The 17,445-nt window shown below is 73.3% G+C and carries 14 protein-coding genes; 7 read left to right on the top strand and 7 right to left on the bottom strand.

All coding sequences use genetic code 11. The annotated features are described in order from the left end of the window. Positions 1-18: 18 nt before the first annotated feature. Positions 19-762: an SDR family NAD(P)-dependent oxidoreductase gene (locus KU893_RS05590; protein WP_218233352.1), complete on the bottom strand. Its 744-nt coding sequence runs from the start codon at positions 760-762 to the stop codon at positions 19-21. A gap of 27 nt (positions 763-789) precedes the next feature. Continuing rightward, positions 790-2,370: an AMP-binding protein gene (locus tag KU893_RS05585; protein WP_218233351.1), complete on the bottom strand. Its 1,581-nt coding sequence runs from the start codon at positions 2,368-2,370 to the stop codon at positions 790-792. Between the two features lie 102 nt (positions 2,371-2,472). Here KU893_RS05585 and KU893_RS05580 point away from each other — a divergent pair, with 102 nt between their 5' ends. Continuing rightward, entirely contained in the window at positions 2,473-3,105 is a 633-nt protein-coding gene (locus KU893_RS05580; RefSeq protein WP_218233350.1) for a TetR/AcrR family transcriptional regulator, read from the top strand. A gap of 60 nt (positions 3,106-3,165) precedes the next feature. Here KU893_RS05580 and KU893_RS05575 read toward each other — a convergent pair whose 3' ends face one another. Continuing rightward, positions 3,166-4,518, bottom strand: a complete 1,353-nt coding sequence (locus KU893_RS05575; RefSeq protein WP_218233349.1) for a pyridoxal phosphate-dependent decarboxylase family protein — start codon at positions 4,516-4,518, stop codon at positions 3,166-3,168. 118 nt (positions 4,519-4,636) lie between these two features. Between KU893_RS05575 and KU893_RS05570 the strand changes: the two genes are divergently transcribed. Both KU893_RS05570 and KU893_RS05565 read left to right on the top strand, forming a co-directional pair. After that, complete coding sequence (locus tag KU893_RS05570; RefSeq protein WP_257440871.1) at positions 4,637-5,161, top strand: Lrp/AsnC family transcriptional regulator; 525 nt, start codon at positions 4,637-4,639, stop codon at positions 5,159-5,161. A 98-nt stretch (positions 5,162-5,259) separates the two neighbouring features. Next, positions 5,260-5,853 (top strand): TetR/AcrR family transcriptional regulator, encoded by a 594-nt coding sequence (locus KU893_RS05565; protein WP_218233348.1) that lies wholly within the window; start codon positions 5,260-5,262, stop codon positions 5,851-5,853. A 1-nt stretch (position 5,854) separates the two neighbouring features. On the opposite strand, the gene KU893_RS05560 is transcribed toward KU893_RS05565, so the two are convergent. The 3 genes from KU893_RS05560 to KU893_RS05550 form a co-directional block, all read right to left on the bottom strand. Continuing rightward, on the bottom strand, positions 5,855-6,049 hold the full coding sequence (locus tag KU893_RS05560; protein WP_218233347.1) for a hypothetical protein: 195 nt from the start codon (positions 6,047-6,049) through the stop codon (positions 5,855-5,857). Positions 6,050-6,201: 152 nt separating this feature from the next. Further along, on the bottom strand, positions 6,202-6,996 hold the full coding sequence (locus KU893_RS05555) for a hypothetical protein (RefSeq protein ID WP_218233346.1): 795 nt from the start codon (positions 6,994-6,996) through the stop codon (positions 6,202-6,204). 80 nt (positions 6,997-7,076) lie between these two features. After that, on the bottom strand, positions 7,077-8,852 hold the full coding sequence (locus KU893_RS05550; RefSeq protein ID WP_218233345.1) for a TolB family protein: 1,776 nt from the start codon (positions 8,850-8,852) through the stop codon (positions 7,077-7,079). Between the two features lie 131 nt (positions 8,853-8,983). Between KU893_RS05550 and KU893_RS05545 the strand changes: the two genes are divergently transcribed. The 3 genes from KU893_RS05545 (at position 8,984) to KU893_RS05535 (ending at position 14,302) form a co-directional block, all read left to right on the top strand. Further along, positions 8,984-10,858, top strand: a complete 1,875-nt coding sequence (locus KU893_RS05545; protein WP_218233344.1) for a hypothetical protein — start codon at positions 8,984-8,986, stop codon at positions 10,856-10,858. 168 nt (positions 10,859-11,026) lie between these two features. Further along, on the top strand, positions 11,027-12,850 hold the full coding sequence (locus tag KU893_RS05540; RefSeq protein WP_218233343.1) for a phosphoenolpyruvate carboxykinase (GTP): 1,824 nt from the start codon (positions 11,027-11,029) through the stop codon (positions 12,848-12,850). Between the two features lie 303 nt (positions 12,851-13,153). After that, positions 13,154-14,302, top strand: coding sequence for a zinc-binding dehydrogenase (locus KU893_RS05535; protein WP_218233342.1), 1,149 nt, complete (start codon positions 13,154-13,156; stop codon positions 14,300-14,302). A gap of 70 nt (positions 14,303-14,372) precedes the next feature. Here KU893_RS05535 and KU893_RS05530 read toward each other — a convergent pair whose 3' ends face one another. Continuing rightward, a complete protein-coding gene (locus tag KU893_RS05530; RefSeq protein ID WP_218233341.1) occupies positions 14,373-16,088 on the bottom strand; it encodes an FAD-binding dehydrogenase in 1,716 nt (571 codons plus the stop codon). A gap of 128 nt (positions 16,089-16,216) precedes the next feature. Here KU893_RS05530 and KU893_RS05525 point away from each other — a divergent pair, with 128 nt between their 5' ends. Further along, on the top strand, positions 16,217-17,422 hold the full coding sequence (locus tag KU893_RS05525) for a PucR family transcriptional regulator (protein WP_218233340.1): 1,206 nt from the start codon (positions 16,217-16,219) through the stop codon (positions 17,420-17,422). Positions 17,423-17,445 lie beyond the last annotated feature (23 nt).

The raw sequence follows: 17,445 nt of genomic DNA, 5'->3' as shown, positions 1-17,445 counted from the left end.
CCTTCCGGGGCCCCGTCGTCAGACTCCGTAGCCGCCGTCGACGTCCAGCTTCTGCCCGGTGACGAATCCGGCCCGCTCACTGGCCAGGAACGCGACGGCCTCGGCGATGTCGAGCGCCGTGCCGAACCGGCGCAGCGGGATGTTGGTGCGGGCGACCTCGAGCGCGTGCTCGTCGAGGTCGCCGTTGGCGATCAGGCGCTCGGCCATGCCGTCGGTGAGCATGCCGGGGCCGACGCAGTTGACGCGTACGCCGAACCGGCCCTCCTCGGCCGCCAGTCCGCGCGCGAGCGCCTCGACCGCGGCCTTCGGGGCGGAGGAGAGACCGTCGCGGACGGGGTAGCGCACGGTCGCGGCCGTGGTCACCACGGTCAGTGTGCCCCGGGTGGCGCGCAGCGAGGGCAGCACCGCGTGGACCAGGTTGAAGAACGCGACGACGTCCTGGTCGACCTGGGTCGCGAACTGGGCGGGAGTCACCTTGGACAGGTGCACCATCGGCACGTGCGGCCCCGCCGCGTGCACGACCGTGCGGACCTGGCCGTGCCCGGCCTCCAGCTCCTCGACCGCCTTCGCCACGGCGGCTGCGTCGCTGAGCTCGCACTGCCGGGCGCCGCGCACGCTGTCGCCGAGCTCGGCGACGAGGGCGTCGGGCGCCGTCCGCCGGTGCAGGAGGAGCAGCTCGGCGCCGTCGGCCGCGAGGCGTCGGCAGATGGCCGCGCCGAGTCCGCCGGTCGCGCCGGTGACGAGGGTGGGTCCGTAGCTCATGTGGCGTCCTTGCCGCGGATCGACCGCTCAGCCCTGCCGCAGGTCGGTCTTCAGCACCTTGCCGCTGGCGTTGCGGGGGAGCGTCTCCTCGAGCACGACGTCGCGCGGGACCTTGAAGTTGGCGAGCCGCTCGCGCACCCAGGCGACGAGCTCCTCGGGAGTGGCCGACATCCCGGGGCGCAGCACCACGTGGGCGGCGCCGACGGCGCCCATCCGGTCGTCGGGGACGCCGATGACGGCGCTCTCCATCACGGCGGGGTGGGTGGCGAGGACGTTCTCGACCTCGGCGGGGTAGACGTTGAAGCCGCCGGTGATGAACATGTCCTTGATCCGGTCGGTGATCTTGACGCAGCCGTGCTCGTCGAGGCGGCCGATGTCACCGGTGTGGAACCAGCCGTCGGCGTCGATCGCGGCGGCGGTGGCCTCGGGGTCCTCGAAGTAGCCGAGCATCACGTTGGCGCCGCGCAGCCAGATCTCGCCGTCGCTCCCCATCGGTACGTCGGCGCCGTCGCCGCCGACGATCCGGGCCTCGATGCCGGGGACCGGCGGGCCGGTGGTCTCGGCGATGTGCCGCGGGTCCTCGCCGTGCCGGGAGGTGGTCGCGACGACGCACTCGGTGAGCCCGTAGGCCTGGTAGACGGTCTCGAACCCGAGGACGTCGGTCATCTGCTCGAACAGGGTCTCGGGGACCGAGGCGGCACCCGCGATGGAGAACCGCAGTGAGGACAGGTCGAACTCGGTACGGCGCTCGTGGTTGATCAGCGTGATGAAGATCGTCGGCGCGCCCGGGAGGACGGTGATCCGCTCGTCCTGCACGAGCTGCATCAGGGCGACCGGGTCGAAGGTGAGGACCGGGTAGATCGTCGTACCGGCAGTGAGGGCGGCGATCACGCCGGCCTTGTAGCCGAAGCCGTGGAAGAACGGGTTCACGATCGCGTAGCGGTCCGCGGGCGACAGGGAGGCGCCGTCGGCCCACACCGCGGCCACGCCGGTGGTCTGGGCGTGGGTGCTCATCACGCCCTTGGGGATGCCGGTGGTGCCGGAGGTGAACAGGATGTCGCAGACGGTGTCGGGGGTGACCTCGGCGGCGAGCTGCTCGACCTCCTCGACGGGGACCTGCTCGCCGAGCGCGAGGAAGTCGGCCCACGAGACGGTGCCGGGGCGGCCGGCGGAGTTCAGGTCGACGAGGGTGCGCAGGTGCGGCAGGCCCGGTACGACGGGGCCCGGCTCCGCGCCGCCCGCCTCCCTGAGCATGGTGGAGTAGTCGGTGGCGAGGAAGCCGTCGCACAGCACGAGCACGACCGCGCGCGAGCGCTCCAGCACCACGCGGGCCTCGTGGCCGCGGTAGCGGGTGTTGAGCGGCACGACGGAGGCGCCGAGGTACTCCGCGCCGAGCAGGGCCACGATGAACTCGACCCGGTTCGGCGCCCAGATCGCCACCCGGTCGCCGGGCTCGACGCCGAGGGCGCGGTAGGAGCGCGCGGCGGCGACCACGAGGTCCCGCAGGCCCTCGTAGGTCACGGTCGTGCTGCCGTCGACGACGGCGGGGTGGCTGCCGTGCGTCGCGGCCCCCTGGGTCAGGAGGGCGGGAATGGTCCGTGCTGCCATCAGACGAGACTCCTCGTGAACAAGTGCTTGTTAGGTACTGTAGTACGTGACCGCCACCGGTCCGCGTGTCCGGTGAGGTGGTCGGTGCGAGAGGATCAGGGCATGGCGAGCAGCAACAACGAGGCGACGGCGCGGGCCGGCCGGCGGCGCAGCACGGGCGCGGGTTCGTCCCGGCGCGCCCAGCTCCTGGCGATCGCCGCGGAGATGTTCGCGACGCGCGGCTACTCGCAGACGACCGTGCGCGACATCGCCGACGAGGCCGGCATCCTCTCCGGCAGCCTCTACCACCACTTCGCCTCCAAGGAGGCCATGCTCACGGAGATCCTCCGCGACTTCATGGGCAACCTGCTGACGGAGATCCGCGACATCGCCGAGGCCGGCCAGACTCCACGCGAAGCGCTCGACGGGCTCATCTACAACTCCTTCGAGACCATCCACCGGGTGCCGTTCGCGGTCGCGCTCTACCAGAACGAGTCGGCCCTGCTGACCACCACGCCCGAGTTCGCGTTCGTGCACAAGGCCAGTCTCGACGTCGAGAAGGTGTGGCTCGGCGTGCTCAAGCAGGGGCAGGCCGAGGGGGACTTCCGGGCCGACCTCGACCCCGGACTCACCTATCGCTTCATCCGTGACGCCATCTGGTCCACGGTGCGCTGGTACAGCCCGCGCGGCCGGCTGCAGCACCGCACCGTCGCCGACCAGTACCTCGAGATGCTCCACGGCGGCCTGCTCGCCTGACCTGCGGCAGCGCCACGCCGCGGCGCGTGCTCGCCGTACGCCGTCCGAGCGGGCCGTGGCTCAGAGCGTCGTGGTGGTGAGGATGTCGATGACCGCCGCCGGGTCGGTCGCCGGGTTCACGAACGCCAGGCGCAGCACGGTCTCGCCACGCCACGACGTCGGGACGCACAGGATCCGCCCGGCGCGGGAGAGCTCGTCGGACCACGCGTAGTAGTCGTCGCGGGTCCAGCCGGGGCGGTCGAACAGCAGGACGGACAGGTCCGGCTCCAGCAGCAGCCGCAGCGTCGCGCTCGCCCGGATCGCCTCGGCGACCGTGCGGGCGGTGGCCAGCGTCTGCTCGACCGCCGCGGCGTACCGGTCGGTGCCGTGCACGGCCAGGCTGAACCAGAACGGCAGGCCGCGTACCCGCCGCGACAGGTGCACGGCGAGATCGGTGGGGTTCCACGCCTCCCGGTCGATCCGGTCGAGGTACGACGCGTGCTGGCTGTGCGCAGCGCGGGCCAGGTCGGGGTCGCGGTAGAGCAGCGCACAGCAGTCGTAGGGCGCGAACAGCCACTTGTGCGGGTCGACGATGAAGCTGTCGGCGCGCTCGATGCCCGTGAACCGGGGCCGAGCCGAGGGCGCGGTGAGCCCCGCGCCGCCGTACGCGCCGTCGACGTGGAGCCAGATGCCGCGCTCCTCGCACACGTCGGCGACGTCGGCCAGGTCGTCGATGATCCCGGCGTTGGTCGTGCCGGCGGAGGCGACGACGGCGAAGACCCCTGGCTCGTCGGCGATCGCGGCGCGCAGCGCGGCGCCGGTGAGCTGGCCGCGGTCGCCCTCGGGGACCGCGACGACCTCGACGTCCATCACCCGGGCGTCGGCGAGGACCGAGGAGTGGGCACCGGTGGTGCAGGCGATCTTCCAGCCGCCCTCGGGGCGCGACCCGCGCCGGGTGAGCGCGGTGTGCCGGGCGGTCACCAGCGCCGACAGGTTGCCGGCGGTGCCGCCGGAGACGAAGCAGCCACCGGCCTCCTCGGGCCAGCCCAGCAGGGAGACCAGCCAGGCGAGCGCCTCGTTCTCGGCGAAGATCGCTCCGGCGCCGGCCTCCCAGGTGCCGCCGAAGATGTTGAAGCTCGACACCACGGCGTCGAAGGCGAGGGCGGCCCGGGTCGGGGCGGCCGCGATGTAGGCCAGGTTGAGGGGGTCGTCCTGTGCGCGGGTGGCGGGGGCGATCACGTCCTGGAAGACCGAGAAGGCCCGGTCGACGCCGATGCCGGTGGGGGTGATCGTCGTGCCGGCGTCCGCGCGCAGCGCGGAGATCGGGCGCGCGGTGGTCTTCGGGTCCGACGGGCTGGAGATCCGGGCGGACGCGATCGTCACGGCCGCGTCGGTGACGCGTCGCTCGTCGCCCCAGATGTGGGTGGCCTGCATGGGAGGAGCAGAGCAGGCGGCGCCGGACCGCACAACCTGACCATCTCGAGGTAGGCATCGTGCCCATTTCTGTTCGTCCTGCTCCCCGAGAAGTGGACAGATTGTCTAGGTTGGATCCGTGCTGACGCTGGACCAGATCGACATCGCCCTGCTCACCGCGCTCACCGAGCACCCGCGGGCCGGCGACCTCGAGCTGTCCCGGCAGACCAGCGTCGCCCGGGCGACCGTGCAGAGCCGGCTGCGGCGGCTGGCCGAGGCGGGCGTGATCGTCGACTGGGAGCCGACCCTCGACGTCGCGGCGGCCGGGTTCGAGGTGCAGGCCTACGTCACCCTCGAGATCTCCCAGGGCGCGCTCGACGAGGTCGCCCGCGACCTGGAGGCGATCCCCCAGGTCCTCGAGGCGTACGTCACCACCGGCTCCTTCGACGTGCTGTGCCGGGTCGCGACCCGCTCGCACCCCGAGCTGCAGGCCACGCTGGTGCGGATCGACCAGGCCTCCGCGGTCGTCCGCTCCACCAGCGTGATGGTGCTGTCCGTCCTGGTCCCGCCGCGGGTGCTCCCGCTGCTGGCGAGCTCGGAGCCGGTGCCGAGCCGGCGCGCACCGGCCTACCGCTCGTCACTGCCGTCCGCCCACGGCGAGTAGCCGCGGCCGACGGAGCGCTCCCGGTCGAGCGCGACCCGGACCGCGGCGGTCCCGGTCGTGGACAATGGCCGCTGCGGACGTCGGGGGGAGGGTGAGCGATGGCACGGGTGGCGGCGGAGGACCGGCGTCGGTTGCTGGTGGAGGCGGCGATCCGGGTGATGGTGCGCGACGGCGTCTCCCGGGCGACCACCCGCGCGATCGTCGGCGAGGCCGACATGGCGCTCGCCGCGTTCCACTACTGCTTCCGGTCCAAGGCCGAGCTGCTCGAGCTCGTCGCCGAGGAGATCCTGGCGCGCACGCTGAGCCCCGCCCTGGAGATCGTGACCGGTGAGGGCAGCGTCGAGGAGCGGGTCCGGTCCGGCGTCGCGTCGTACTGGTCGCACGTCGTCGAGCACCCCGACGAGCACCGGCTGACCTACGAGATCACCCAGTACGTCAGCCGCACCGACGGGCTCGAGGAGCTCGCCGCGCGCCAGTACCGCGGCTACGTCGAGGCGCACCTGCGCCTGCTCGAGGCGCTGACGGAGCAGGACGGGATCGAGCTCGCGCGCCCTGCCGAGGACGTCGCCCGCTACCTCGCGGCGGTCGTCGACGGGATCACGCTGCTCTACCTCAACGAGGGCGACGCCGATGCCGCCGCGGCCGCGCTGGGCGTCGCTGTCGACCACCTGCTCGGGCTGCTCGGCGGCTGAGTCAGGCCTCGTCGTCGTCCTGGTCCTCGGCGTCGTCCGGGACGACCTCGCCGTCGAGCAGGTGCTCGACCATCCCCTGCGCCTGGCCCGGTGTCGGCGGGGCGTCGAAGTCCTCCGTTGCCGGCACCAGCTCGTAGAGCGCTGCCAGGCTGGCCGCGTCGCCCGGATATGTGTCATCGGCCCTCTGGTCCCCCATGGCGTCGAGCCTAGGGCGTGGGGCCGCCCGTGACCGGACATTTTTCTTCCGGATCTCGTGACAACGAAGCGAGCGGTCTGGCATGATCTGCACGCCGCCGCAGGTGACCCGAGACGCCTGCGGCGGCTTCCAATTCTTCCGCGCGACCCTCCTCAGAACCGGAACCGCAGGGCGCTCTCGTAGTCGCTGTTCATGGAGCTGACCAGCGATTCCAGCTCCTGCTCCGCGACGGGGACCCGCGAGGTCCCGACGGTGACCGACACGATGTTGCCGTAGACGCTCGAGCTCCACGTCCCCTGCGCGGGCGACGCGACGAGGCTGCCGTCCGGCAGGTCGAGGTCCTGGTCCGCGAGGTCGCCCTGGGCGGCCCGGGCGTGCCGCTCGGTGTCGAAGACGAGGAACAGGTGGGTCAGCCGGACCCTCCCGCCGAGGGCCCGGAAGACCCACTGGGCGACGTAGGTGCAGCGCTGGTCGGTGAGGACCGAGCCCGCCTCGACCGGCGCGCAGCTGGGGTGGTCGACGGTGCGGAGCAAGGTGGCGTGGTGCTCGATGTCGCCGAGCCGGAAGTCCCAGTCGCCCGGGAAGTCGGCCACCTCGACGTCGTTGTGGATGTCGTCGTCGGTGTCGTCGGACGGGGTGTACGGCGTCGTCGGACCCGCGCCGGGGACGGCGGGGGAGCCGGCGGGGGAGCCGGTGGGGGAGCCGGTGGCAGTCCGGGTGGGCTGCTGGGCGGACGGGGCGTCCCCGCCGCCCGCGAGGAGGTAGGCGCCGAGCGCCACCGCGACGAGCACGACGACCGCGACCAGCACGCCACCGAGCACCAGCGCGACCCGGGCGCCGCGGCCGCCGCGGCCGGAGGGTCGGTGCGGGGGAGGTCGGTGCCACGGCGGCGGTCCGGGCGGGGGTGGTCCCGGCGGTGGTCCCGGCGGTGGGGGCGGCAGGCTCATGTCGGCGTCCCTACCCGCCACCCCCGGGGCTCAACCGGGGGTTCGACCGGGCCCGGCCGGGCTCCGCCGTACCGGCTCGCTCAGCGCAGCACCACCACGAACACGTCGTAGGCGCCGCTGGCGCCGGGCGCGAGCGCTGCCGCGGAGCCGAGCACCAGGACCGAGCCGTCGCCGGAGAGCTGGTCCTCTCCACTGGCGCCGGCCCCGGCCCGGGTGAGCAGCGTGCTGCTGCCCGTCGCCCGCTCCCAGAGCACGACGTCGGCCTGGGCGCCGTTGGTGTCGCCCGGCAGCACGTTCTTGGTCCCCATCGTCACGAACCGGGCGTCGTCGGAGATCGTGCCGCCCGGGTTGCCGGCCGCGCCGGACGGCCCGGCGAGGACGAAGTCTCCCGGGGCGGTTCGCAGGTAGGTGTCGCGCACGCCGTTGAGGTCGGCCGGGGCGAGGGGCACGTCGGTGGTGAAGGCGAGCACGTCGCCGGTGCCGCTCAAGGAGGCGCTGTCGGCGTCGACGTCGGGGGTCAGGTTGGTGCGGTTCGCGATGGCGCCGGAGGGGGCGATGTCCCAGGCGAACACCGCCGAGCCGTCGACGTCGCCCGGGTCGAGGTCGACGTCGCTGCTGTGGAAGGCGACCCGGCTGCCGTCGGCGCTGAGGTCGAGCCCGAAGACGTTCGAGTCCGACCAGCCCAGCAGCGTGCGGTCGAGCGGACGGCTGATGTCGCCGCGGGTGCGGACGTAGGCGTGCCGCACGGTGTGGTCCGCCGGTGGCTGCGCGGCGACCAGGTCGGTGGCGGTCGAGGTGAAGGCGACCACCCGGCCGTCGTCGCTCATGTCGTACAGGTGGGAGTCGTCGTCGGCCGGTGCCGAGCCGCCCGCCGTGGTCGAGATCAGCTCGACCTGGCCCGAGGCGCGGTCCAGGACGAACACGTCGGCGTCGTAGCCGCCCTCGCCCGCCAGGTTCGACGCGATGGACTCGAAGGCCAGGTAGCGCCCGTCGCCCGACAGCACCGGTGAGCCGACGTGGTGGTTGGCCTGCGGGACGGCCAGGCTCAACGTCCCCGTGCTGCGGTCGAAGAGGTAGACGTCCTGGTGGGCGTCGCCGTCGGCGGGCAGCAGCGGCGAGTCCGAGGTGAAGGCCACCCAGCGACCGTCGGCGGAGACGGACGGCTCGAAGGACTGCTGCCCCGCGGCGGTGCCCGGGCTGGCCAGCTCGGGCGACGCCGCGGTCCGCACCGCCTCGGCGGAGGAGGCCACGACGGTCGAGCCGCGGTGGCGCTCCCCGACGACGCGGTACGACGCGGTGCCGACCGGGCCGCCGCCGTACGGGATCCGGGCGACGCCGGCACCGTCGGTGGTGCCCGAGGCGACCGTCGACCAGGTCGCGCCGCTGAGCCGTTGCAGGGAGACGGTCCGGCCCGCGCGCAGCGGCGTCAGCGTCGCCGTGACCTGCCGGGTCAGGCCGGTGACGAACGGCGCCCCCACACTCATCTGCGCCGTCTGGGGCGCGAGCCGGACCTTGACCCTGCGCGAGGTCGAGCCGGCGGCCCGGACCCGGTAGGTGCCGGCCCGGCGCACCTTCGCGGTGAGCGTGTAGCGCCCCTTGCGCACGGCGCCGCGGGCCACGCTGACCCAGCGCCGGCCCACCTTGCGCTCCAAGGTGGCGCTCCCGGCCCGGGCGCCGGCGCGGCCGCTGAACCGGGTCTTCTCCCCGGCGATCGGCTGCGCCGGCGTGACGGTGAGCGCCCGGGCGCGGTCCGCCGGGTCGGCATGGGCCGGAGCGACGCTCGCCGGAGCGAGGATCAGCGCGAGGAACACGAGGAGGCCCGCGAGTGCCCGGGCGAGACGCGAAGGACTGGTCACGCCGGTGATCGTCGCGGCTGGCCGGCGCTGTGCCGAGGGCTGCTGAGGAGGGTGAGACCAGGATGAGACCTCTCCGGCGGGCCCGTCCCGTTCCGGCTTCCGGCGGGCACCGATCCACCTACGCTGGCGCCATGGGGATCGTCCGGCTCCGGGCGGAGCAGCCCGTGGGGCCGACCTTGGCGTCGTACGCCGCCGAGCTCGACGCGCGACGCTACGTGTGCCCGGCCGTCCTCGACCGTCGGCTGGACCTGCTGCTCGACCCGGCGGGGACGCTCCGGCTGCTCGCCGTGACCGGCCGTGGCGGCCTCGGGAAGAGTGCCGCGCTGCGCGAGGCCGCGCGTCGCGCCGAGCGAGCCGGGCGGCGGGTGGTCGCGCTCGATGCCCGCGTCGACGACGTGCTGGTCGCCCTCGAGGCCGTGGGCGACCCGAGGCCGGTGGTCCTCGTCGACGAGGCCGACGCGCTCGGTCCCGCGCTCGGGGCGCTGGGCCCGGCCGTGGCCGGCCTGCCCGGCGACGCGCGGGTGGTGGTCGCCGCGCGGTCCCTGCCCGCGCGGTGGCTGCCGGAGCCGCTGGCCGCCCTGGCGGCCCGGGTCCGGCTCAGCGGACTGGCTGCCGCGCAGGCCGACGCGCTGCTCGGGGGCGGCGGTGTCGACGACCCGGCGGCTCGCGCGCTGCTCGTGGAACAGGCTGCCGGGCTGCCCCTCGCCCTCGTCCTGGCCGCTCGCGCCTGGACCGCCGCCGGTGCCGCCGGAGACGGGGCCGAGGCGGGAGGGCGCGACGTCTCGGCCCTGGCGCGCAGCTGCGGCGACGAGCTCGTCGCCCACCTCGCCGACGCCGTCCTGGACGCGCTCGAGCCCGACCTGCTCGCCGTGCTGACCCAGGCCGCCGGCGTCGACGTACCGTTGCTCGCCGCGCTCTTCCCGGGCCGGGCCGACGAGCTCGTCACCGCCCTGCGCGACACCAGCCTGGTCGAGCCGGTCGGCGGCCGGCTGGTCCTGCATCCCTCGCTCGCCGACCGGCTCGCCGAGCGGATCCGGGTCGTGGAGCCCGAGCGTGCGCGGGTCGCGGTGCTGCGGGTCGCGGAGCACGAGCACGCGCGGGCGGTCGCCGGGGAGTCGGCCGCCCTGCCGCGGCTTGCTGCCCTGGTCGCGGACCCCGGCATCCGCGCCGGGCTCGGCCCGACCACGCTGAGCCGGCACTACGCCGACCGGTGGCGGCCGACCGATGCCGCCGTGGTGCGCCCCGCGCTGGAGGCGCGCCATCGCGGGCTGTGGCCGGTGGTCGAGCCGTGGCTCGGCGACGGGACGCGCGTCGTCCGGCGCGCCGACGGCCGCCCGGTCGCGCTGGTGGCGGCGCTCCCGCTCGCCGAGGCCGCCGGCCTGAGCGGCCCGCGGCGCCGGCTCGTGGCGCCGGTCGTCGACCGCGCCCGCCGTACCGGCGAGGTCGACCGGGCCGTGCTGAGCGCGGTGCAGCTCGCCTTCGACGACGCCGCGGAGCCCGAGGTGGTGTGGGTCCGCAACGCCGCCGGGCTGAGCCAGTGCGGCATCGGCAACCCGCGCAGCGACCACGTCAACCTGGTCGGCGACCTGCCGGAGGAGTGCGCCGTCCTCGAGGCCTACGGCTACGCCGAGGTGGTGGAGCTGCGGCGGGAGGTCGACGGCGTCCCGGTCACCACCTGGGTCGCCGACGTCGGGCCCGGTGGTCTGGCCGGGCTGCTGTACGCCGCCATCGCCGCCGAGCAGGGCGGTCCCCGCTCCGACGCCGACCTGCTCGCCGCGCTCGAGGACTACGCCGGCGCCGACGAGCCGGCGCGGGTCTGGCTGCGGGCGCGCGTCGCCGAGCTGCTCGTCGCGGAGCCGGCGCTGCACGACCTGGTGGTCCGCCGCTACCTGACGGCGGGGGCCACGCACGAGTCGGTGATGCGGGCGACGTACCTCAGCCGGGCGACGTACTTCCGTCGGTTGCGGCGGGCCCGGGAGGCTCTCGGCGCGGGAACGAGCGGTTGAACGATCCAACCCGCGCCGATGTGCGTCATCGCAAAACGGGTGTCATGGTGGCTGCACGCGGACGACGGTGTCCACGGATCAAGCGATTCGAACCCCGGGAGAGACCGGGTGGGCTGTGGGGTAGCGTGCCCACACCTTGTCAAGGACCGAAAGGCTGGCGAATAGCACATGGTTGATGTGGAGCGGACGCTCGACGAGGCGGGTCTCACCAACCCCCACGTCCGTGAGTACGTCGCACACTGGGCCAACATCACCGGAGCAGAGCGTGTCGAGGTCGTCTCCGCGGCCGACGACGCGCGCCTGATCCAGGAGGCACTGGACGCGGGCGAGCTGCTCCCCGCCGGCGAGGGTCGCTACTACTCGCGCTCCTACTACAAGGACACCGCTCGCGCGGAGGAGCGCACCATCGTCGCGACCTCGAACGAGGCCGACAAGGGCGTCTACAACAACTGGAAGCCCGCCGCCGAGATGAAGCCGAAGCTCGTCGAGCTGATGACCGGCGCCTCGGTGGGCAAGACGATGTACGTCATCCCCTACCTCATGTCCCCCAAGGGCTCGCCGGTCGAGAAGTTCGCCGCCGGTGTCGAGCTCACCGACAACCGCAACGTCGTGCTGCAGATGATCCGCATGTCGCGCGTCGGTGTCGAGTACATCAACGACCTCGGCAACGACTTCGTGCGCGCCGTCCACGTGACCGGCGACCTCGAGAACCTCGGCCAGGGCACGCCCGACGACAAGCGCTACTTCGTGACCGTCGCCGACGAGCGCACGATCCTGCACTTCGGCTCGTCGTACGGCGGCAACGCGCTGCTCGGCAAGATCGCCCACGGCCTGCGCCAGGGTGCCTACGACGGCTGGAAGAACGGCTTCCTCGTGGAGCAGTTCATGCTGCTGGGCATCACCGACAAGCAGACCGGCAAGAAGTACAACATCTGCGGCGGCTTCCCGTCGGCCTCGGGCAAGACCAACCTCGCGATGACGCTGGCCCCCGACGCCCTCGGCGACCGCTACTACGTCGAGTTCTACGGCGACGACATCGCGTGGATCTGGGTCGGCGACGACGGCAAGCTCTACGGCATGAACCCGGAGAACGGCGTCTTCGGTGTCGCGAAGGACACCAACGAGAAGACCAACCCGACCGCGATCGACTCGATCGTCCCGGGCACCGGCGCCATCTTCACCAACGTCGCCTACAACACCGTGACCCAGGAGGTCTGGTGGGAGGGCCGCGGCGAGAAGCCGACCGACCTCAACGGCTGGGAGGACTGGAAGGGCGAGGTCATCGCCGACCGGGCCCCCGAGAACGCCGACGACCCGTGGGCGCACCCCAACAGCCGCTTCACCACCACCCTCGCGAACGTCCCGAACGTCGCCAAGGACTTCGAGGCCCCCGAGGGCGTCGAGATCCACGGCATCATCTTCGGTGGCCGCACCCGCGACCGTGAGCCGCTGATCCGGGCGATCAAGGACGTCGCCGAGGGCGTGTACGACGGCCTCACCCTGGGCGCCGAGGCCACCGCGGCCGCCGACGGCCTCGAGGGCGTGCTGCGCTACGACCCGATGTCGATGCGTCCGTTCATGTCGTACTCGGAGGCCGACTACGCCGCGCACTGGCTCGAGGTCATCGGCCGCGCGACCACCAAGCCGATCTTCGCGCACGTCAACTGGTTCCAGCGGGGCGAGGACGGCCGCTTCCTGTGGCCCGGCTACCGCGAGAACCTCCGCCCGCTGAACTGGCTCATGCAGTTCCTCAACGGTGAGGTCGAGGGCGTCCAGACCGCCGTCGGCGTCCTGCCGAAGCGCGAGGAGCTCAACCTCGAGGGCCTCGACGAGCAGACCCTCGCCGACCTCGACACGATCCTGTCGATCGACGTCCCGCGTTGGCAGCAGGAGATGGGCTTCCGCGAGAAGCACCTCGCGCAGTTCGAGGGTCTCCCGGAGGAGATCTGGGAGGCGCACCGTCGCGTCGCCAAGGCGCTCGACGAGGCCTGAGCCTCATCGGCTGTTCGCAGCACCCCGGCTCCTCCGGAGCCGGGGTGCTGTGTTTTTCGGCCGAGGTGAGTTTCACCGGCCGGCCGGTGAAACTCGCGCCTGGACGAGGAAACTTCCTCGTCCAGGCGCCAGTTTCGTCGTCCCAGCTGGCGTTACGTCACCCAATTCGGGGGTACGTCGAGCGCCGCCGGGTCGGTGCGCGTCGGCTCGGGGCCGGTCGACGCGCTGCCGGGGCGGTCCGTGGGCTGACCGGTCAGCAACCACTCGCCCGCCAGCTTCCGTGGCGGGCGGCATGATGACCCCATGCGCGCCGTCGTCTGCCACGAGTCCGAGCTGACCGTCGAGGACCTGCCGGACCTGACGCCCGAGCAGGGGCAGGTACTCCTCGACGTCGAGCGGTGCGGGATCTGCGGGTCCGACCTGCACGCTCGCCTGCACAGCGACCAGACCGCGGCCGACGTCGCCGAGCTCGGCTACGACCACTTCATGCGTTCGACCGACCGGGTCGTGATGGGGCACGAGTTCGTCGGCACCGTCGCCGGCTACGGCCCCCGGACCCGCAAGCAGTTCCCGGTCGGCACCCGCGTCGTGGCCCTGCCGGTCCTGCGCGCGGGCGGCTCCACGCACCTCACGGGCCTGAGTCCCCTGGCCTCGGGCGGGTACGCCGAGCAGGTGCTCGCGGTGCCGTCGATGACCATGCGGGTGCCCGACGAGCTCGACGCCGACGCTGCGGCGCTCACCGAGCCGATGGCGGTCGCGCTGCACGCCGTACGCCGGGGCGAGGTGGGCGCGAAGGACACCGCCGTCGTCATTGGCTGCGGCCCGATCGGCCTGGCGGTGATCGCGATGCTCAAGGCCACAGGCGTGCGCCACGTCATCGCCAGCGACTTCTCCGCCGGCCGCCGCGCCCTCGCCGAGAGGATGGGCGCCGACGTCGTGGTGAACCCGGCCGAGGAGTCGCCGTGGGCCTCGTTCGCCGAGTCGAAGCGCTACCTCACCGAGGCGATCGCGCTCGCCGACCTCGGCATCGACGCCATGGACAAGCTGCGTGCGGTCCCGCTCCTGCCGTGGGCGCACGTCATGCGCGCGGCCGAGAAGGCCGGCGCCACCCCGCGCGGCCCGGTCGTCTTCGAGTGCGTCGGCGTCCCCGGCATGATCGAGCACGTCGTGGCGAACGCCCCGCTGCTCTCGCGGGTGGTCGTGGTCGGCGTGTGCATGGGGCAGGACACCTTCCGCCCGTCGATGGCGATCAACAAGGAGATCGACCTCCGCTTCGCCTTCGCCTACGACCCCAGCGAGTTCCACCAGACCCTGCAGTGGATCGCCTCCGGCAAGGTCGACGTCCGTCCGCTCATCACCGGCACCGTCGGCCTCGACGGGGTGGCGGGTGCCTTCGAGGACCTCGGCGACCCCGAGCGGCACGCGAAGATCCTGGTCGACCCGTCCCGTTGACCGCACCCCATGCGATCTGGTCGTCGATTCGCCGTGATCGCGACCAATCCGCATGGGGTGCGGTGAGACATCAGCCCCGAGCGACGGCCCGCCCCGCGGCCCGGCCGGAGAAGATGCAGCCGCCGAGGAAGGTGCCCTCGAGCGCGTTGTAGCCGTGCACGCCACCGCCGCCGAACCCGGCGACCTCGCCGGCGGCGTACAGGCCAGGGAAGACGCTGCCGTCGGGGCGGACCGCCTGGCTCTCGAGGTTGGTCTCGATGCCGCCGAGGGTCTTGCGGGACAAGATGTTGAGGCGGACGGCGATGAGCGGGCCGTGCGCCGGGTCGAGGATCTTGTGCGGCCTGGCGACGCGCATGATCTTGCCGGTGCGGTCCTTGCGGCCGTTGTGGATCGCCATCACCTGGGCGTCCTTGCAGAACGCGTTGTCGATCTGCCGGTCGCGGTCCTCGATCTGCTTGCGCAGTACGGCGGCGTCGAGGACCCGCCCGCCGCGGGCGATCTGGTTCATCCCGGCGACCAGCTCCTCGAGCGAGGTGGCGACGACGAAGTCCTCGCCGTGCTCCTTGAACGCCTCGACCGGGCTGGTCGCGCCCTTGCCGAGGCGCTCCTTGAGCATCATCCTGACGTCCTTCTCGGTCCAGTCGGGGTTCTGCTCGGAGCCGGACAGCGCGAACTCCTTCTCGATGATCGACTGGGTGAGCACGAACCACGAGTAGTCGGCGCCGGTGGCCAGGACCTGCTTCATGGAGCCGATCGAGTCGGCGCCGGGGACACCCGACATCCCGCGGAGCCGCTGGCCGTCGGCGTCGAACCACATCGACGAGGGCCCCGGGAGGATCCGGATGGCGTGGTCGGGCCAGACCGGGTCCCAGTTGTGGATGCCCTCGACGTAGGCCCACATCCGGTCCTTGTTGACCAGGCGGGCGCCGGCGGCCTCGGTGATCGCGAGCATCCTGCCGTCGACGTGGGCGGGTACGCCGGCGATCATGTGCTCCGGTGCGGGACCGACCCGGTCGGTGGGCCAGTTGGCCCGCATCAGCTCGAAGTTGTGGCCGATGCCGCCGGAGGTCACGATCACCGCCGGTGCCCGGAAGGAGAACGACGAGACGGCCTCGCGCGACGACTTCTCGCCGCGCGGCAGGTCGCACGGGGCGAGGACCGAGCCGGTGACGCCGACGCAGGCCCCGTCCTCGACGAGGAGGTCGTCGACCTGGTGCCGGAACGCGAAGCGCACCAGCCCGGCGGCCTCCGCGGCCTCGACCGGCTCGCGGAAGACCCGGACCACCTCGGGCCCGGTGCCCCAGGTGAGGTGGAAGCGCGGCACCGAGTTGCCGTGCCCGCTGGCCGAGCCGTCGCCCCGCTCGGCCCAGCCGACGAAGGTGAGCGACTTCAGTCCCAGCCCGCGCAGGTAGTCGCGCTTCTCGCCCGCCGCGAAGTCGACGTACGCCCGCGCCCAGCGGCTGCCCCAGTGGTCCTCGCCGCGGTCGGGGCCGGCGTCGTCGGGGTCCTCGCCGAGCCGGTCGAAGCCTGCCGAGCCCTGCCAGTCCTGCCAGGCCAGCTCGGGCGAGTCCTTGATCCCCATCCGGCGCTGCTCGGGGGAGTCGACGAAGAACAGCCCGCCGAGCGACCAGAACGCCTGGCCGCCGAGGTTGGCGCGGTTCTCCTGGTCGAGCACGAGCACCTTCTTGCCCGCCTTCGTGGCCTCGTAGGTCGCGACCAGCCCGGCGAGGCCGGCGCCGACCACGATCGCGTCGGGCTGGAAGGTGGGGTCGACGCTCTGGCTCATCGGGGTCCTCGCTGCTCGGAGAAGGGACGGTCTGTTCCAGGTCCCATTCTGGTGGCAGTCCGGCCGCGCCGAGCCCGGGTGAACGCGCCACGTTGACAGGCCGATCGTTGTGATGGCACACAAGAGGCGTGTCCGACCCGATCCGCCTGCAGGGCGCCGTGCTCCACGAGGAGCTGGCCCGGCGCCGCCCCGAGCTGGTCGCCGCTGTCGTCGCGTCGGTGGGCGAGCTGGTGCCGGCGTACGGCGGGCTGCCGCGCGAGCAGCTCGTCGACGAGTTCGCCGGCGTGGTCGAGGTGGCCGTGCGGCTGTTCGCCGAGGTGCTCCGCACCGGCGAGATGCCCGCGGACCCGGAGCTGCAGGTGCTCGGGGAGGCGGCCGGGCGGCGGGCGGAGGAGGGGATCGCGCTCAGCGACCTGCTCGCCACCTACCACTTCGGCGTCTCGCTGGTGATGGACCGGCTGACCGACGGCGCGGCGCCCGACGACGCCGCGGACCTGGTGCGGATCCAGCGGCTGCTGCTGGCGTTCCTGGCCCGGGTGATGTCGGTCGCCGCGACCGGGTACCTCGCGGCCAGCCAGGAGTCGCTGCGCGAGTCGCACGACGCCCGCAAGGCGCTGCTGGACGCGCTGTTGGAGGGCGGGGACGCGGCGGGCGTCGCGGCCCGGGCGGGGCTGGAGCTGCCGGCGTCGTACCTGGTCCTGGCGTTGGCCATCGGCCCCCACGCGGACGAGGCGGCGCCCCGCGTCGACCCGGCGGTCGCGGCGCGACGCAAGCTGCGCCGGTTCCGCCACCAGCTCGACCTGACCGCGCCGTACGCCCTCGCGTCGCTCTCGGCGGCGGGCGGGGTGGTGCTGCTGCCCGCCCGGGCCGGCGGGGGAGGGACCGCCGCGGAGACACTGGTCGGCGACCTGGCCCGGGCGGCCGGCGCGCCCGTGCTGGCGGCCGCCGAGGCGGCTGCTCCCGACGGCGTCGCGACGGCGGTCGGACTGACCCGCGAAGTGCTCGAGATCGCGCGGCGGGGCGGGCGGAGCGAGGGCGTGGTGACGCTCGACGACGTGCTGCTGCGCTACCAGCTGAGCCGGCCGAGCGCGGCGACCGCGCGGCTGGTCGAGCGGCTCGAGCCGCTGCGCGGGCACCCCGAGGTGCTGCGGACGCTGCGGCACTTCGTGCTCGACGACGAGCTCAACCGGCGGCGCACCGCCCGGCGGCTGGGTGTGCACCCCAACACCGTCGACAACCGGCTCCGGCGGGTCCAGGCGCTCACCGGCCTGGACACCTCGCGGCCGGCCGACGTCCAGCAGCTGATGGCGGGGCTCCTCCAGCTCGCGGAGTGACCCTCGCCACCGTTCCTTGCCAG

It is taken from the genome of Nocardioides daeguensis (assembly GCF_019192965.1).
Classification (GTDB): Bacteria; Actinomycetota; Actinomycetes; order Propionibacteriales; family Nocardioidaceae; genus Nocardioides; species Nocardioides daeguensis.
Note: the sequence above shows the minus strand (reverse complement) of the source record. Positions and strands in the feature narration are given on the sequence as shown.

What these genes read in the sequence shown, in the direction of transcription:
- KU893_RS05590 (WP_218233352.1), bottom strand. Translation starts at nt 762, where the DNA reads ATGAGCTACGGACCCACCCTCGTCACCGGCGCGACCGGCGGACTCGGC.
- KU893_RS05585 (WP_218233351.1), bottom strand. Translation starts at nt 2,370, where the DNA reads ATGGCAGCACGGACCATTCCCGCCCTCCTGACCCAGGGGGCCGCGACG.
- KU893_RS05580 (WP_218233350.1), top strand. Translation starts at nt 2,473, where the DNA reads ATGGCGAGCAGCAACAACGAGGCGACGGCGCGGGCCGGCCGGCGGCGC.
- KU893_RS05575 (WP_218233349.1), bottom strand. Translation starts at nt 4,518, where the DNA reads ATGCAGGCCACCCACATCTGGGGCGACGAGCGACGCGTCACCGACGCG.
- KU893_RS05565 (WP_218233348.1), top strand. Translation starts at nt 5,260, where the DNA reads ATGGCACGGGTGGCGGCGGAGGACCGGCGTCGGTTGCTGGTGGAGGCG.
- KU893_RS05560 (WP_218233347.1), bottom strand. Translation starts at nt 6,049, where the DNA reads ATGGGGGACCAGAGGGCCGATGACACATATCCGGGCGACGCGGCCAGC.
- KU893_RS05555 (WP_218233346.1), bottom strand. Translation starts at nt 6,996, where the DNA reads ATGAGCCTGCCGCCCCCACCGCCGGGACCACCGCCGGGACCACCCCCG.
- KU893_RS05545 (WP_218233344.1), top strand. Translation starts at nt 8,984, where the DNA reads ATGGGGATCGTCCGGCTCCGGGCGGAGCAGCCCGTGGGGCCGACCTTG.
- KU893_RS05540 (WP_218233343.1), top strand. Translation starts at nt 11,027, where the DNA reads ATGGTTGATGTGGAGCGGACGCTCGACGAGGCGGGTCTCACCAACCCC.
- KU893_RS05535 (WP_218233342.1), top strand. Translation starts at nt 13,154, where the DNA reads ATGCGCGCCGTCGTCTGCCACGAGTCCGAGCTGACCGTCGAGGACCTG.
- KU893_RS05530 (WP_218233341.1), bottom strand. Translation starts at nt 16,088, where the DNA reads ATGAGCCAGAGCGTCGACCCCACCTTCCAGCCCGACGCGATCGTGGTC.